The 15,234-nt window shown below is 60.8% G+C and carries 15 protein-coding genes; 9 read left to right on the top strand and 6 right to left on the bottom strand.

The window, feature by feature from the left end; genetic code table 11:
• The 4 genes from FJ425_RS32425 to FJ425_RS30000 form a co-directional block, all read left to right on the top strand.
• On the top strand, positions 1–1,844 hold a 1,844-nt coding region (locus tag FJ425_RS32425), incomplete at its 5' end, for a type I secretion C-terminal target domain-containing protein (protein WP_140727794.1).
• A gap of 110 nt (positions 1,845–1,954) precedes the next feature.
• The gene (locus tag FJ425_RS30010) at positions 1,955–2,323 is read left to right on the top strand and encodes a hypothetical protein (RefSeq protein ID WP_140727792.1); all 369 of its coding nucleotides are present in this window, start codon (positions 1,955–1,957) and stop codon (positions 2,321–2,323) included.
• A 182-nt stretch (positions 2,324–2,505) separates the two neighbouring features.
• Positions 2,506–3,234, top strand: coding sequence for a lytic transglycosylase domain-containing protein (locus FJ425_RS30005; protein ID WP_246678076.1), 729 nt, complete (start codon positions 2,506–2,508; stop codon positions 3,232–3,234).
• A 103-nt stretch (positions 3,235–3,337) separates the two neighbouring features.
• Positions 3,338–4,612, top strand: coding sequence for an ABC transporter substrate-binding protein (locus FJ425_RS30000; RefSeq protein ID WP_140727788.1), 1,275 nt, complete (start codon positions 3,338–3,340; stop codon positions 4,610–4,612).
• 13 nt (positions 4,613–4,625) lie between these two features.
• Here the strand turns inward: FJ425_RS30000 and FJ425_RS29995 are convergent, their stop codons facing one another.
• From FJ425_RS29995 to FJ425_RS29970, 6 genes are all read right to left on the bottom strand, one after another.
• On the bottom strand, positions 4,626–5,297 hold the full coding sequence (locus FJ425_RS29995) for an isoprenylcysteine carboxylmethyltransferase family protein (RefSeq protein WP_140636246.1): 672 nt from the start codon (positions 5,295–5,297) through the stop codon (positions 4,626–4,628).
• Between the two features lie 300 nt (positions 5,298–5,597).
• A complete protein-coding gene (locus FJ425_RS29990) occupies positions 5,598–6,143 on the bottom strand; it encodes a prepilin peptidase (RefSeq protein WP_140727786.1) in 546 nt (181 codons plus the stop codon).
• On the bottom strand, positions 6,140–6,688 hold the full coding sequence (locus FJ425_RS29985; RefSeq protein ID WP_181176114.1) for a tetratricopeptide repeat protein: 549 nt from the start codon (positions 6,686–6,688) through the stop codon (positions 6,140–6,142). The genes FJ425_RS29990 and FJ425_RS29985 overlap by 4 nt, the downstream gene beginning before the upstream one ends.
• A gap of 50 nt (positions 6,689–6,738) precedes the next feature.
• The gene (locus FJ425_RS29980) at positions 6,739–7,689 is read right to left on the bottom strand and encodes a type II secretion system F family protein (protein WP_140727784.1); all 951 of its coding nucleotides are present in this window, start codon (positions 7,687–7,689) and stop codon (positions 6,739–6,741) included.
• Positions 7,690–7,704: 15 nt separating this feature from the next.
• Complete coding sequence (locus FJ425_RS29975; protein ID WP_140727782.1) at positions 7,705–8,676, bottom strand: type II secretion system F family protein; 972 nt, start codon at positions 8,674–8,676, stop codon at positions 7,705–7,707.
• Positions 8,676–10,061, bottom strand: a complete 1,386-nt coding sequence (locus FJ425_RS29970; RefSeq protein WP_140636355.1) for a CpaF family protein — start codon at positions 10,059–10,061, stop codon at positions 8,676–8,678. Before FJ425_RS29970 ends, FJ425_RS29975 begins: the two co-directional genes overlap by 1 nt.
• Before the next feature lie 496 nt (positions 10,062–10,557).
• Here FJ425_RS29970 and FJ425_RS29965 point away from each other — a divergent pair, with 496 nt between their 5' ends.
• From FJ425_RS29965 to FJ425_RS29945, 5 genes are all read left to right on the top strand, one after another.
• Complete coding sequence (locus FJ425_RS29965; RefSeq protein WP_140636253.1) at positions 10,558–10,785, top strand: Flp family type IVb pilin; 228 nt, start codon at positions 10,558–10,560, stop codon at positions 10,783–10,785.
• A gap of 96 nt (positions 10,786–10,881) precedes the next feature.
• The gene (cpaB, locus tag FJ425_RS29960) at positions 10,882–11,922 is read left to right on the top strand and encodes a Flp pilus assembly protein CpaB (RefSeq protein WP_140636255.1); all 1,041 of its coding nucleotides are present in this window, start codon (positions 10,882–10,884) and stop codon (positions 11,920–11,922) included.
• A 54-nt stretch (positions 11,923–11,976) separates the two neighbouring features.
• Positions 11,977–13,422 (top strand): type II and III secretion system protein family protein, encoded by a 1,446-nt coding sequence (locus FJ425_RS29955; protein WP_140636257.1) that lies wholly within the window; start codon positions 11,977–11,979, stop codon positions 13,420–13,422.
• On the top strand, positions 13,409–13,693 hold the full coding sequence (locus FJ425_RS29950) for a hypothetical protein (RefSeq protein WP_181165056.1): 285 nt from the start codon (positions 13,409–13,411) through the stop codon (positions 13,691–13,693). The genes FJ425_RS29955 and FJ425_RS29950 overlap by 14 nt, the downstream gene beginning before the upstream one ends.
• 70 nt (positions 13,694–13,763) lie before the next feature.
• On the top strand, positions 13,764–15,230 hold the full coding sequence (locus FJ425_RS29945) for a pilus assembly protein TadG-related protein (protein ID WP_140727780.1): 1,467 nt from the start codon (positions 13,764–13,766) through the stop codon (positions 15,228–15,230).
• Positions 15,231–15,234 lie beyond the last annotated feature (4 nt).

Below are 15,234 nucleotides of genomic sequence, written 5' to 3'. Positions count from 1 at the left end.
ATACGGCGAAGGACGCCAACGGCAACACGGTGACCGGCACGGTCAAGATCGACGTCGTCGACGACGTGCCGACAGCGGTCTCGCCGGACTATGCAGTGCTGGCGAACGGAGCGGGGCATTCGGCGACACTCTTCCTCGATGCAGACCAAATGGTATCGAACAACTACGGAGCGGACGGCGCAGGCACGGTGCGGTTCGCGGTGTCCGACGGCGCGGACAGCGGCCTGACGTCGGGCGGTCAGGCCATTACTTACCATCTGGTCGACGGGCAGACCCTGGAGGGAGTGGTAGGCAACACGATTGTGTTCACGGTCACCCTCGACCCATCGCAGTCCACCTATTCCGTGAACATGAGCGGGACGGTCGACAGCCTGTCGCAGGTCACCTTCACCAATGGGTCATATGCATTCTACGGCGGAAACAGCCCTTGGGCCGGCTTTGTACCTACAGGGCAGCAAAGTAATCCGGTCAACGATGACTCGAGGGATGTGCTTTTCACTCCCCTTGGTACCGGTTCGACGATCAACGGGAACGCGAATTCGTTTGGCGTCGGCGGCGGCTTCGCCGGACAGAATGTCGGCTCAGGCGAAGGCATCAGGGTCGACTTCGTCCAGGATCTGACCGGAGCCACGAGCAATGCTGGCGGCCAGGTGTTTGACAACCATTATGTGGCCAACGGTTCCAACTTCACCTTTGGCGACGGAACGGCCAATTCGGTCCTCAATATTGTAGCCCGCGACGACTACAACGGTCTCGGCTCGAACTATTCGGGCACCGACGGCAGTAATGTCGTCGGCGATGGCCACTACGATTCGGTCACATCAATCGCCATTACGTATGACGGGCAAACGCAGATCGTTAATTTTGCGGATATTGGTACTGCGGCAACGCCGATTTTGGTCGGCACTCCGGGCGGCGGACTTGCGGACAGGACTTACACTGTTCAATTCGTCAGTGTGGCGGATGCCCTCGGAACTCACTACGAGGCCCACGTAACAGGCGTGCTCGACAAACAAACTTCCATCGCGACGTTCACCGCCGACGGCTACACCAGCCTGGAACTCACGAATATTTCTCCGCTCAATCCTCAGAACCATCAACCCGTCACCGGAACCGACTTCGCCATTACCGGGTTCGGCGCGGCCGTTCAATCCAGCGATCCTGTCAGCTTCAGCCTTCCGGTCCAGCTCGTGGACGGAGACAATGATGCCGCGGCAAGTTCGATCGGCATCACGCTGACCGGAACGGGGACCGCAGACCACTCGACGGACGTCACGGGCCACGCCTACACGTCGACATCCCTCCTGCCCAACATCATCGGGTCCAACTACGATGACATTCTAAATGGCGACGGCTCCGCGAATGCATTGTACGGCGGAGCCGGCAACGACACGATCAACGGCAATAACGGCAACGATACGCTCATCGGCGGCGCCGGCAACGACAACCTGGACGGTGGCGCCGGCAACGACATCCTCATCGGCGGGTCGGGGCTAAACCACCTGACCGGCGGCGCAGGCAACGATACGTTTGTGATCGATGCGTCCAAGCTCACACTCCATGTGGCCGATGTCATCGCAGACTATACGCCGGGGCAGGACGTCATCGACCTGTCCGATCTGCTCCAATCCCTCGGCGCCAACGCGCCTACGTCGGATGGGCAGACGGGCGCTGCGGTCAATGTTACCTTCTCGAACAACGCGGCTCACGTGATGGTCGATGACAACGGTACCGCTGCCGGCGGCAATATGGTCGAAGTGGCATCGCTGACGGGCGTAGGCGTCAATTCCGCGATTACCATCCTCTACGATCACGCCCACACTCACACGGAAACCGTGACTTGACGGTACGGTCGTCTGGATGACGCAAACTTGGCTCAGGGGCGTGGCGCGCCACCACGCTTCCATGCTAAGCATAAGCAACGCGTGAATTCGCAATTCGGAGAGGGGCTTACATGAGACATTCCGTAAGATTGCTGGCATCAGTCGCGGCGCTGCTCGTGGCCGGGTCGACGGGGTTCGCCGCCGATATCATCGGCGAGCCGGCGGTGAATTATTGCCGCACCGTGGGCACGTCGGACCTGGTGCTGACCGACAACATGGTCGAGCTCAAGGACCATGTGGTGAAGCTGATGGACGAATCGGTCGCCGTCGCCAACAGCCCGGAATGGATCAACTCGTCGCGCCCCGCCTTCGTCTGGGCTTCGGAAGCCAAGGTCGCCTGCGGCATGGCCTATGGCTATCTGAAGACGGACTACAAGGACGAAGACACGCTCAACAAATGCGAGTGCTTCCACGACCGCATGGTCGAGTACATGCACTGAGCTGACGGCCCATCGAGCACCAGCTGGCTGCGATGGTGGCCGACGGAGAACCGGCGAAGGCGATCGCGCTGGACCGGTCCGCCGCTTCACCGAAACGGCGAAACGGCCCATTTCTTTGTCTTGACGCGATTGCGAGCGGAAAACCGCTGCGCAGCCTTCCTGGAATTGCCCTGGCGATCGCCTTGCTCGGCCTGGGGCAAACACCTGTCCACGCCAACTGGCTGGAACGACCGCAGCCGCAGCGGGCGCAGCCCGTGCGCTGCGACGCGGCGCCCGAGCGGACGCGCGCGACATTCAAGGCATTCGCCACCTGCCAGGCGTCGCTCTACGGCCTCGAGCCGGTGCTGGCGCATGCGGTGATGGAGATCGAAAGCGGCTTCGATCCCGGCGTGCACGGCGCCGACGGCGAGGTCGGGCTGATGCAGGTCATGCCGGCAACGGCGCGGATGCTCGGCTTTCGCGGCTCGCTCGACGAGCTTGGCGAGCCGGCCACCAACATCGCGCTCGGCGTCAGATATCTGGCGCAGGCAAACAGGCTCGCCGCGGGCGATCTTTGCACCACCGTGATGAAATACCGGGCCGGGCACGGGGAAACCCGCTTCTCGGTCCGCTCGGTCGACTACTGCCGGCGCGCACGTGCGATCCTGGCACGGGAAGGGCTCGATGCGGCCGGGCCGCTGCCGGTGGCGACGATCGGCTTCTCCGACGTCTGGACGATCGGGTTCTCCGACATCTCGACGATCGGGTTCTCCGACGCTTCCCAAGACGGCGCCGTTACCGGCCAGGAAAAGCGCGTCTGCGTGCGACGATCGTTCGTGCCGGGACCGCGCTACATGAAATGCGCCGACTATCGCAGCCCGGCGCAGTCGAGGACGATACAGGCGCTGAGAGCGCGGCTCTTCGACGGCTAAAGCCATGACGCAAGAATCACGGGACGGCCGGGCAGGCAAACGTTAAGAGAAGTGAAGGCAGACCAGGGCGAACAGCTGGCGGCAGATGGGATGGAAGCATCAAATGAAATGTGAGCGGCACGATCCGCGTCTGTTGGCTCTCGCTCTCGGGCTCGTCGCGACGCTGTGCGCATGCCAGTCAAAGAGCGGCGCGTCGGACGTGCTCGATCCGTCGGCGGTCGCGGCACCCGCCGGCCAGGCGGGCGCGCCCGCGGCGCCCGCCCAGCAGGCAAGCGGCCAGACTTTGAGTAGCGCGGCCTTGGCCAGCGCGACCTCGGCCGGCCCGGCCTCGGCCGCCGCCGCCAAGGCCCAGCTGACGCTCGGCACGGGGCCGACCAAGGTGGCCATGCTGCTGCCGCTTTCGGCGCCCGGAAGCACGGGCGAGACCGGCCGGAAAATGTATGACGGCGCGCGCCTCGCAATGGCCGACCTCGGCGACAAGCTTCTGACGCTGACGATCGAGGACACGCGCGGCGACAGCGGCTACGCGAAGGACCTCGCGGTGAAGGCGATCACCTCGGGCACGGCGAAGGCGGTCATCGGGCCGTCCGAGCTTGCGGCCGCGCAGCACCTTGCCAAGCTCTCCGGCTCCAAGCGGCCGCCGGTGCTGGCGCTGGCCGACAATTTCGCCGGTGGCCCCGGCGTCTATTCGGTGCGGCTCGGCGAAGCCGATAGCGCCGCGGCGGGCGCGGCGGCGGTCGCCGCCAAGGGCGCCAGGAAATTCGTGCTGCTGGTGCCTTCGGGCGCGGATTCGAGCCCGATTGAATCCCGGGTAGCCAACGCGCTCAGCATCTATGGCGCCACGCTTGCGGTGACGCTGCCCTATTCGGCGAGCGACGGCGGCGCCAAGGTGGTGTCCGACATGGGCTCGCTGGTCGAGGCGCCCGACGCCGTGGTCGTCGCCTGCGGCGACGGCAGCCCTGTCGCCGTGCTCGCGGCGCTGAAGGCCAAAGGCATTCCGGGCAAGGCGGTGACGCTGATCGGCACCGACCGCTGGCTCGAGCGCCCGATGGATCCGCTCTACGAAGGCGCCTATATCGCGACGCTCGACCAGAGCGAGACCGGCCCGATCGCCGACCGCTTCAAGGCGACCTACAACTACCAGCCGGACGTCAACGTGGCCTATGCCTACGACGTGGTGGCGCTGAGCGCGGGCATCGCGAGCTCCGCCGGCCCTAACGGCTTCAGCAAGCAGGTGCTGGAAAACGCCAGCGGCTTCCGCGGCTCGACCGGCCTGTTCCGCTTCCGCGCTGACGGCTCGAGCCAAAGGTCGATGCCGTTTTTCAAGGTGGAGAAGGGTAAGCTGAAGCTGGTGGAGAAGTCGACGTCGGGGTTTTGAGGGGGGCTGCGGGTCAGCTATCTCGGGAAGGTGCCGCCTGGGGGGCAGAAAATAATCGCGGCAACAGCATTGGCACCCGCCGGGCATATTCATCATATTCGGGAAAGGTCTGCCGCAGGATCGCTTCTTCGTTCATGGCACGACGGTACTGCAACGAGAACTGCAGTATGCCCAATGCGACCATCAGCACTGAAAAATGCGAAACGATCATCCCGACAACAAATACTGCCTCACAGATGTAGAGCGGATGGCGGACAACGGAATATGGACCGGTGGTAACCAGGCGGCGAGCCGTAGCCATGAGAGAAAAAGACCGGCCGAGCCAATTAAGACAGAAAATCGAACTCGACGTGCCAACGAAAATTAAGCAAAGTGCGGTCACTTGCACAGCCCCACTTTCCACCGGACGTGTCAGAACCATTGCCACCAGTATCAGGAAGGTTCCGGCCACCGAAGTGATCCTCGGTTCGATTCCCCGCGCAGTTGCCTGCGCCGGAAGCCGGCTGATCGTCATGACCAGTTGCAGCAACAGAAACACTGTCGATGTTAGTTGAGTTACGACTGCCAGCGTGATGGCCGAAGTGTCGTGCTGGAAATAAAGGAACAACGGAATCGCGCTAGACGTCGCCAAGAACGTCATGACGACAGTGATGGCGATACGCCCAAAGAAATCCTCATTTAACATTTCTGTCGCCCCTCCCCAAGACGCCATTCAAGCAGCACTTCATCGCCGAGACAAGGAAATGGTTTCCAGAAAGTTAACGGCCCTCCACATGCACGTCTAATTAACCTGTCCAGCCTATCCTCGGCGAATGCAGAACACGCTTCCGCTACTTCGCTTCCTGGCTCCGATGACGGCGACCATTTCGGTCTTCACGCTGATCGCGCTTAATCCGCACAGCGCGACGTTTGCATTTTGGTTGACGTTGCCTGTGAACGCTGCCGGATGGCCCGCGCTTCGTACAGCAAAGCCGCCAAGCGTGATTTAGTTAAGCTGTTCCAAGACCCCGGAACTTGTTGCCACCACCACCGCATGATACATCTGCAAGGCTATCGCGCAGATCGCGGCTGCCGAGATCGGCACGCCGAACGGCACGACGCCCTTGCGATCCATATGCTGGACATAGTGGCGGAACACCCCTGCCGGCAGCAGGAAGGGATTCTTGACCAGTGCCGCCGTGGCGACGGCGAAGACCAGCAGGAACACGGAAAACACCGCGAGATTGCCGCCGCCGATCAGAAACGGCGTGACGCTCATCAGCTTGACATCGCCGGCGCCGATCTTGCGCAAGAGCCAGAACGGAAACAGCGCAAGGAATAGCGCGACGCCGCCAAACGCGCTGATGCCCATTTCCAGCCACGAGTGAGTTTGCAGCGCCTGGAATTGCAGCGCGCCGAGCCCGAGGCAGAGCAGCAGCAGCACGGCTCGGTTGGCTATCTTCTGCGTCGTGAAATCGGTCCAGGCGATTCGCGCCAGCAACAGGACCGCTGCCCCTTTGAACACAAGCGCAGCGGCCAGCAAAAGGCTCATGACCGCTCAATGTTCCGCACGCTAGAGGACAGCAGCTTCAGATTGTTGGCCACGGTCGGATCGTTGGGCGCCAGTTCATAGGCCTTGAGGAAGTTGCTGCGCGCGTCCTGCAGCTTGCCGCGCAGCAGATAGGAATAGCCGAGGTTGTTGTAATATTCCGGCGTCGCGCCGAGCAGCCGGTAAGCTCGGCCGTAGGCCATGTCGGCCAAGTCGAAACGCCGGATGCGGTCGCAGGACGCGGCGAGGCCGAGCCAGGCGACGCCGTCATTGGGCGCCAGCTTTGTGGCCTTGTAGAACAGGGCGCCGGCATTGCCGTAATTCTCGGAACGGAACTGGGTCTTGGCCTCGGTGACCGCCTGGTCCGACGCATAGTAGTCGACGTCACTGATCGTTTTCAGTCCGTCGAAGGTATCTCCAAAGGCGGTATAGTCGCCCTTGGCGGGCTCATTGGTGCGCACGACGCCCGTGCTATCGGTCGACTGGCAACCGGCGAGCAGGATAAGCAGCAGACTGGCTGCGGCGGCGAGGCGTATTGGGCCTGTCATTTTGTCCCCTAGGATCCCCGACTCTGTTTAGAACCTAATCATACGACAACTTAGAAGAAAATGCCTCTCATGCGAATGATGACCGGCAACATGATCACCAACATCACCACTGGAAAGATGCAGAGCCCCAGCGGGATCATCATTTTGACCGGCAAGGAATTAGCGCGCTCTTCCGCATGAAAAATCCGCTGATCGCGCATCTCGGCGCTGTAAACCCGCAATGCTTCGGTGAGACTGGTGCCAAGTTCTTCCGACTGCCGAAACAGCACGGCCAGCGCTCTTGCCTCGTCGAGGCCGATGCGATCGGCGAGCTCACGCAACGCCTCGCGCAATGGTTTACCGGCGCGCAGTTGTAGATTCATGATCGTAAGCTGGATGCCCAACCATTTGTGCGTGCCGGCCATTTCCTGACTCACGCGCTCGACTGCCGCTTCCAGGCTCATGCCGGCATCGGCGCAAGTGATCATCATGTCCATGAAATCGGGAAAGGAGCGACGGTAGACACGCTTCTGTGCGTTCTCGAAGCGGTCGAGCATGATGCTGGGAATGACGATGCAGGCCAGGCCAAACAAGGCTGACCCAGCAAAGGGCAAGAACTCAGGCAGCCGCGATGGCAGCACGCGAGAGAGAAGCGCATACATGGCCAGGAAGCCTATGCAGACGGCGCCCAGCCGGCAAAGCGTATAGATCAGAGGCGCGCTGGATTGATAAAAGCCGGCACGAAAGAGCTTTGCCTCCAGCGCATTCGGCTCCTTGCGTTCCTTTTCGATCGACTTGAAATAGGCATCGACCGGCTTTTGCGCCGCGATCTTGGCAAGCCGGTCCTGTCCCAATATCGAGCGACGGTCGACAACACTGTCGCCTAACAGGCTATCGGTGACCAGCCTCCGCGTCTGCAATGCCGGCAAGAACACCAATGCGGCGAACAGGAATAGGGCCACAGCCGCCGCGAAGACGGCGAGGGAGACCAGAAACGTCAGGTCATTGGTGTTGGAAAGCAGGTTTATAGCTCACTCCTAGAAATCGAAAGTGACCATTCGGTACATGATGAAGTCACCAAGAAGCGCCCAGATCCCGAAGATCAGGAACACGGGCAATATCATCGGATCGCCCCAGACTTTTCCGTAGTATGACGGCGCTATCAGTTGCAGGACCAGGAACATCACAACCGGAAATAATGAGATGATCCATGCCGAAACGCGACCTTCGGCCGACAGCGCCCTGATCTTCATTCGTAGCTTTTGCCGCTCGCGAAGCACCGATGAGAGATTGGCAAGAATCTCAGTGAGGTTGCCGCCTGTCTTGGCCTGGATCGACAGCGATACCGACAGCAGGTGCAGTCCCTCGAAGCCTACACGTTCCGACAGCTTCCTTATCGCCTGCTCGATGCTCAGCCCAAAGGTGATCTCGTCGGCGACGATGCCAAATTCCGTTCCCAGGGGATCCGGCATTTCACGGGCGACCAAGCCTATTGCAACAGTGGCGGGATGGCCGGCACGCAATGAACGGACAATCATGTCGAGAGCGTCGGGCAATTGCTTGGCGAATTTCTGTATTCTCTTCCCGCGGGCTCGCCGCAGAACGAGCAGCGGCAGCGCGAAGGCAACAAGCAGAAAGATGATGAAGTCAGCCGGAGCAGCCAATCGGATAAGGAACGAAAGCAGCAAGGCCAATACCAGGCCTGCAAGAAGAAAGCTCGACGCGAAAGTCAGCGGGCTTCCGGTAATGCCGGACTGGGTATAAAGCCGGTTCAGCCAGACAAAGCCGGAGATGAAGTCCCCTGAATCGGTCAGGCCGCGTTCGCGCAGCAAATTTTGCAAGGTCTTTTCGGCAGGAGCCTCGTCGGCCAAGCGGCGCAGCCTGTGGTTGATCGCCATGGTACGTGACCGCCGACCGGCGAGCGATAGATAGAAGGCTTCGCCGGCAAGAATGACGGAGGCCGCCGCGACCGCGTAGATGAAGTAAAGCAGCGCCTGTCCCGTCAGCATCACATAGGTACCTGCGGATTGAAGGCGTCCTTGGCGAAGTGCAGGCCGAGCGTGGCGGCCTCAGGGGCAAAGCGCGGACGCACGCCGGTGGCGCGGAAATCGCCTATGATTGCTCCATCGGCGGCAACATCGCGCCTGACATAGTGGTAGATTTCCTGCAACTGGACGATGTTGCCTTCCATGCCGGTGATTTCCGCGATGGAGACGACCCGCCGGCCGCCGTCCGCAAGCCGCTGCGTCTGCACGATGATGTCGATGGCCGATGCAATCTGCGCACGGATGGATTCATGCGTCATCGGCATGCCGGCCATGCCGACCATCTGCTCCAGGCGCGAAATGGCGTCGCGCGGGGTGTTGGCGTGGATGGTGGTCATCGAGCCTTCATGGCCGGTGTTCATGGCCTGCAGCATGTCGAAGGCTTCCTCGCCACGCACCTCGCCGACGATGATGCGGTCGGGCCGCATACGCAGCGCATTCTTCACCAGCTCACGCTGGCGGATCTCGCCCTTGCCCTCGACATTGGGCGGACGCGTTTCCAACCGGCCGACATGGGGCTGCTGCAGTTGCAGCTCCGCAGCATCCTCGATGGTGACCAGGCGCTCCTTCGATGGGATGTGGCTCGACAGCGCGTTGAGCAGCGTGGTCTTGCCGCTGCCGGTGCCGCCCGAAACCAGGATCGACTTGCGCGCCTGCACGGCGATGCGCAGCAGATCGATCATCGGCTGGCGGATCGAATTGAACGCCATCAGGCGTTCCAGCGAATAGGGATTCTTGGAGAATTTGCGTATCGATACAAGCGGGCCATCGACCGAAACCGGCCGCACGGCGATGTTGACGCGCGAGCCATCCTCCAGGCGCGCATCCGCCATCGGCGACGATTCATCGACCCGGCGACCAATGGCCGAGACGATCTTGTTGATGATGCGCAGCAGATGCGCCTCGTCGCGAAAACGGATCGCGGTCTGCTCGATCATGCCGCGACGCTCTATGAAGACCCGCTCATGCGTGTTGATCATGATGTCGGTAATGGAATCGTCCTTGAGCAGCGGCTCGATCGGACCAAGGCCAAGCATCTCATCCGCCGTGTCGCTAGTGAGTTGATCGAGCTCGCGAGCATTCAAGGGCACATTCCGGCCGCGCACGAACTCGCGCACGATCGGCCGGATCTCGTTAAGGATCTCGTCCTTGGATGCATTTTCAAGCGCAGTCAGGTTGAAGCGATCGATCAGGTGCCGGTGCAGCTCGACCTTCAGCGTGAGGAAATCGCCGCCTTGCGGTTCCCCATCCGCCGTGGACATCGCAACTGTTCCGTTTGCAGCCGCAACCACGGGCGCCGTCTGCGGCGCACTTTGCTCATTCGGTCCTTTGATGAAGCGACCCAGCATTCCGCTCAAGCCCCCGCGATTTCCCCTGGATCGAAACTAAGCGTTAACCACGAGGGGAGCAAGCGGCATACAGGCAATAAGGGATGTATACTTGCAACATAGTTAAAAAATAGACTTCAAGAAATCGTTTTATTTTTCCTGCTCCGCATTTCACCGACCAAGGTCCTACGACCTTTGTCACCCGCAGGCCGACCAATGTCTGCTAAGTTCTTAGATATATTGAATTATATATGATTTCTAATGTGACAAGGGTGCGGCGTGGGCGCGGCGAAATTGTGAATGAATGGTTAAGACCGCTTGAAAAGCCAAGCGAATCAAGCTGTTGTCGAAAATGAAAGAGCGTCCTTGCCAGTATTGAAAGGTTAAGCTTCCGTTAATCCGTTTGACTCGGCTTTTTCGAGGGACCTAGGATTGAACGTGACGGGGGATGCTTGGGTATGGGGTTCATCCTTAGCTCTGTCTCGTCGGGTTCAAACCTCCAAAGGGAGAAATTGGCATGAAGAAGCTCATGACGATGGCCCGGCAGTTCCGCGACGACGAAAACGGCGCTGCCATGGTCGAATATTCTATTCTGCTAGGTCTCATCGCCGCTGCCACGATCGCTGTTGTGGTCGTGATCGCCGGATGGGTTGGCGATCAGTTCGCTGGTCTCTGCGTCCATCTCAATAACCATGGCACCAACGCTGCCGGCACTGGCACCGGCACTTGCGCTGTTCCGACGTAATCAAGAATTCCCTGGGCCGGATCGCTCGATCCCGGCCCAGGGTTCGCGCCATGAGAGACTAGCATCGCCCATGGGGGGCGATTTTGGGGTGGGAAAATGCGCGCCAATACACTCATCATGATCGTGCTCGCCGGCGTGTTCGGCGTGCTGGCGGTCGTTCTCGCCAACATCTGGCTGGCAAACCAGCGCAGCGCAATGGCGCAATCGAACGGCGTGCAGGCAAGCACGGTCGTAGTCGCTGCGGTGCCGCTGAAATTCGGCGACGCGCTGAGCGCCGACAAATTGCGCGAAATTGCATGGCCGGCCGGAGCGATGCCGGCAGGCGCGTTCAAGACGGTCAAGGAAGCTATGGCCGGCAACGGTGCGCGCCAGGCGCTGCAGTCCATCAGCGCAAACGAACCTGTTCTCGCTGCCAAGATCACCGGCCCGGGCCAGCGCGCAACCCTATCGGCGGTGCTTGACGAGGGCATGAAAGCCGTTTCCATCAGGGTCAACGACGTGCTCGGCGTGGCCGGCTTCGTCTTTCCCGGCGACCGTGTCGACGTACTGCTGACCCGATCGGTTCGCGACAGTGACGGTGCCGACAAGAGTTTCGTCGACGTGTTGCTGCAGAGCGTCAAGGTGCTTGCCGTCGACCAGGTTGCGGATGCGACCAAGGACAATCCGACTGTCGTCAAGGCGGTGACTGTGGAAGTGAGCACGAAAGATGCACAGAAGCTCACATTGGCCGCAGGTGCTGGCCAGTTGTCCCTGGCTTTGCGTCAGGCTGCCGGCAGCAAGGGCGAGATGAACGAAAGGATCACGCTGGCGGATCTGACCGGCGACACGCCGGACGATGTCGCCAAACGGCAGGCCGAGCTCGACAAGAAGGCGGCTGAGGAAGCCGCGGCTGCCGAAGAGCGCAAGCGGGCCGACGATAAGATCGATGGATTGGCCAGGGCGGTGGAGCGCGTTGGCAGCCAGGTCGACCAGTTGAGCAAGGCCAAGCCCGTGCCTGTCGTGACCTCGGCGCCACAGGTCGCGCAGGAGGTGAAGGAAGTGATCAAATACGTGCAGCCGGAACCGCCGAAGCTGGCGACGATCGGGGTGTTCCGTGGTATCAAGCTGGAGTCGTATGAAGTGCCGCGACAAGACTGACGAGGGTCGGCGCGGCGGAGGCTGCCCTTGGGGCAGCAAGCGGGGAGACGGGGAATGAAGGGGTTTTGGGTGAGGATAGCGGCGGCCGCGCTATCCGTGTTGGGCGTATCGGCGATCTCCGTCCATCCGGCTGCGGCGGCGGACCGCTTCATCGACGTGTCGAGCCCGTCGCTTCATCGCGTGTTCGTGCCCGTTTCCCAATCCGCCACGATCCAGGTGAACGCCACCCTGGGCGACATCGTGGTCGGCGACGAGAAGATCGCCGATGCGCAACCGATGACCGACAAGACGCTCTACATCATCGGCAAGACTGTCGGCACCACCACAGTCAACCTGTTCTCCGAGGACAAGCGCTCGCTGGGCGCCATCCAGATCGAGGTCGGCCAGGATGTCAGCGACATGGCGGTAGCCATTCGCCAGGTGGCGCCGAAGGCGCGGATCGAGATCGGTTCGATCAACGGCAAGGTTCGCCTGAGCGGCCATGTCAAGGACGCCGCGACGTTGGCATCCATCGTGGAAGTCACGCAGCAATACGGTCCCGACTCCATCATCAATGCCGTCACCATTGACGACAGCGAGCAGGTCAATCTGTCGGTGCGCATCCTCGAGGCGAAGCGCAACGCCGGCCGCGATCTCGGTGTCTCGTTCAGGAGTACGAATAGCAGGGGCACTACCAGGGTCGGGACCGGCATCGGCACCATAGATAAAGATGGGGCCGAACTAGGCGCGGGCGATCTGGTCACGGGCCTTCTCTCCAATACCAACCCTTTCGCGGCGCTGATTACCCGTATCATCGACAGCAACATCAAAGTCGACCTGATCATTGAGGCATTGGAGGCCAAGGGCGTCGTGCGCACGTTGGCCGAACCGAACCTGACTACTGTCTCTGGCGAGACGGCCAGCTTCAATGCCGGCGGCGAGGTGCCGGTGCGCAGCGTCAATGCGCAAGGTGAAGTGGAGATCGTGTTCAAGCAGTTCGGCGTCAATCTGAACTTCACGCCGGTGGTGCTGGACGACGGCAAGATCCACATCAAGCTGGCGCCGGAAGTGAGCGACCTGACCGGCTTCACCGCTGCAGGCGATCCGATCTTCACCAACCGCAAGCTGTCGACGGTGGTCGACCTGCGTGACGGCCAGAGCTTCGCGGTCGGCGGCCTGCTTTCCAGCAAGAACACGATACAGCAAGATCAGGTGCCCTGGCTCGGCCAGGTGCCGATCGTCGGCGCGCTGTTCCACAATTCGAGCACGCAGAAGGAAGAGACGGAACTGGTCGTCATCGTGACGCCGCATCTGGTGCGGCCTGTGAGGCCCGGCGAGCAACTGGCGACGCCTTTCGACAAGACCAAGCCCGCCAACGATCCGGAGCTCATGCTGCTCGGCCAGCTCGAAGTCAACAAGGACATGATCCGCATGTACGAGCATGGCGAAGGCGTCACCGGCCCCTACGGCCACATGCTGGATGTGAAATCGAAGGACAAGCTGGTCTATGTCAAGAAGTAAGCTCCTGCTCATGCTTCTCGGCACCAGCCTGCTTGCGGGCTGCGCGGCCGATTATCTGCACAATTACGACACGATGACGCTGGCTTCCGGCGACTCGCAGAAAGCCAATCAGCTGCTGCAGACGGTCGATCCGTATAACCCGGCTTCCAACAATACCAAGATCGAAGGCGACGGCGCGCGGTCCGTCGCTGTCGTGCAGAAATACAAATATCCGGCGTCGGCGCCCGCGACTGGGACGACGGTCAGTGCCGGACCGGCAGGTACGCAGTGAATTAAGCAGAAGGATGCGGTTCGTCAGGCGAGCGAGGACGCCTGGCACGAATGGAACAGAGAGTAAGATCATGTTGAGGACCATTCGTGAATTCTGGGACGATCAGCGCGGCATAGCGATGATCCTTGTCGCCATCATGCTGCCGGTGCTTGTCGGCTTCGCCGTTTTGGCGATCGACATGAGCCGCGCCAACGGATTGCACAGCGATCTGCAAAAAGGCGTCGACGCGCTCGCGCTTGCAGGGGCAGCGGAACTGGACGGCAATTCGGATGCCTGGACGCGAGCAGAGAGGGCCCTCGCGAATTTGGTTTCCAACGACACCATATTCGCCGATGCAGGTGTCGTGACGTTGCCAAGTACGGGCAGCACCACGGTCAATCCAACCTATTCCGCGTGCCGTTCAAGGGGCCAGATTTCCTGGTGCTTCCTTGAAAGCATCCCTGCAAACGACTCCGACCCGATCACTTCGGCCAACTATGCGGCATCGGCAGGTGCAAGCAAGTTCATCCAGGTGACGGCTCAACCGGAGAGCTTCACAGCTATGTTCCCGGTTTCTTACGTTTCAGGCAGTTCGGTCGACAGCTTCAATGTCGGCGCGGAAGCTGTGGCCGGCTTCACCAACGCGTTGTGTCAGTTCACGCCGATGTTCATCTGCAATCCTTACACCTCTCTCGGCGCGCTGCAGACGGCTGTTTCGGGAACGAGTAAGCCGATGATCCTGCTCAAAGAGCAGACCGGCGGAAACAATGCCCAATATCTTCCCGGCAATTACGGATTCCTGTCTTCCCCGGAGGGAGACAAGTCCACGGCGACTCTTACCGAAATGTTCGCCGTGACCAATCCGCCAGCTTGCTACAGCCAAAACGGAGTTACAACGCGTCCAGGCAACATTCCGCCCGTCGATGCCGGCATCAACACCCGCTTCGACCTTTACGACAACAGCGGGCCCTACAAGACCGATCCCACCGTCAACCCGCCAGCGCCTAATGTCCGCAAAGGCATGGCTGTATCGAATGCCGGTAAGAAGAGTTGCTCCTATGCCGCGCCGGACAGCAATCAGGCCAGCAAATACATGGCGCTCCCACATGACACCGGCTGCTGCACACAGGCCGGAGTGCCTGGCAACGGCCTTTGGAACTTCTCCGGTTATTGGAGTGTCAATCACGGCAATGCGAGCACTTCCGAGGTGCTGACTGCGTGCGGCGCAAACCCCAGCCGGTACTGCGTCTACAGATACGAGATCAACAATCCGACGCTGAAAAGCGGGCAGGAGAAGACTGCCCCAGAGTGCAACACGACGACCCAGGGCGCCGACCGGCGGCTCCTTTACGTTGCGATTGTCGACTGCGTTAACAACAACGTCAAAGGCGGCAACCAGACATTGCCGGTGCAAGCTTTCGCCAGCATGTTCGTCACGGAACCGGCGGGAGGGCCACCAGACGCCAATATATATGCTGAATTCGAGGACATCAGCACTTCGGTCGGTCAGGGCACGTTGAAGAAACTCCAGCGCAACGAAGCGCAACTGTATCGGTGAAGCC

Source organism: Mesorhizobium sp. B2-7-2 (assembly GCF_006440775.1).
GTDB lineage: Bacteria > Pseudomonadota > Alphaproteobacteria > Rhizobiales > Rhizobiaceae > Mesorhizobium.
The sequence above is the reverse complement of the archived record's forward strand: the minus strand, read 5'-3'. Positions and strand labels throughout refer to the sequence as shown.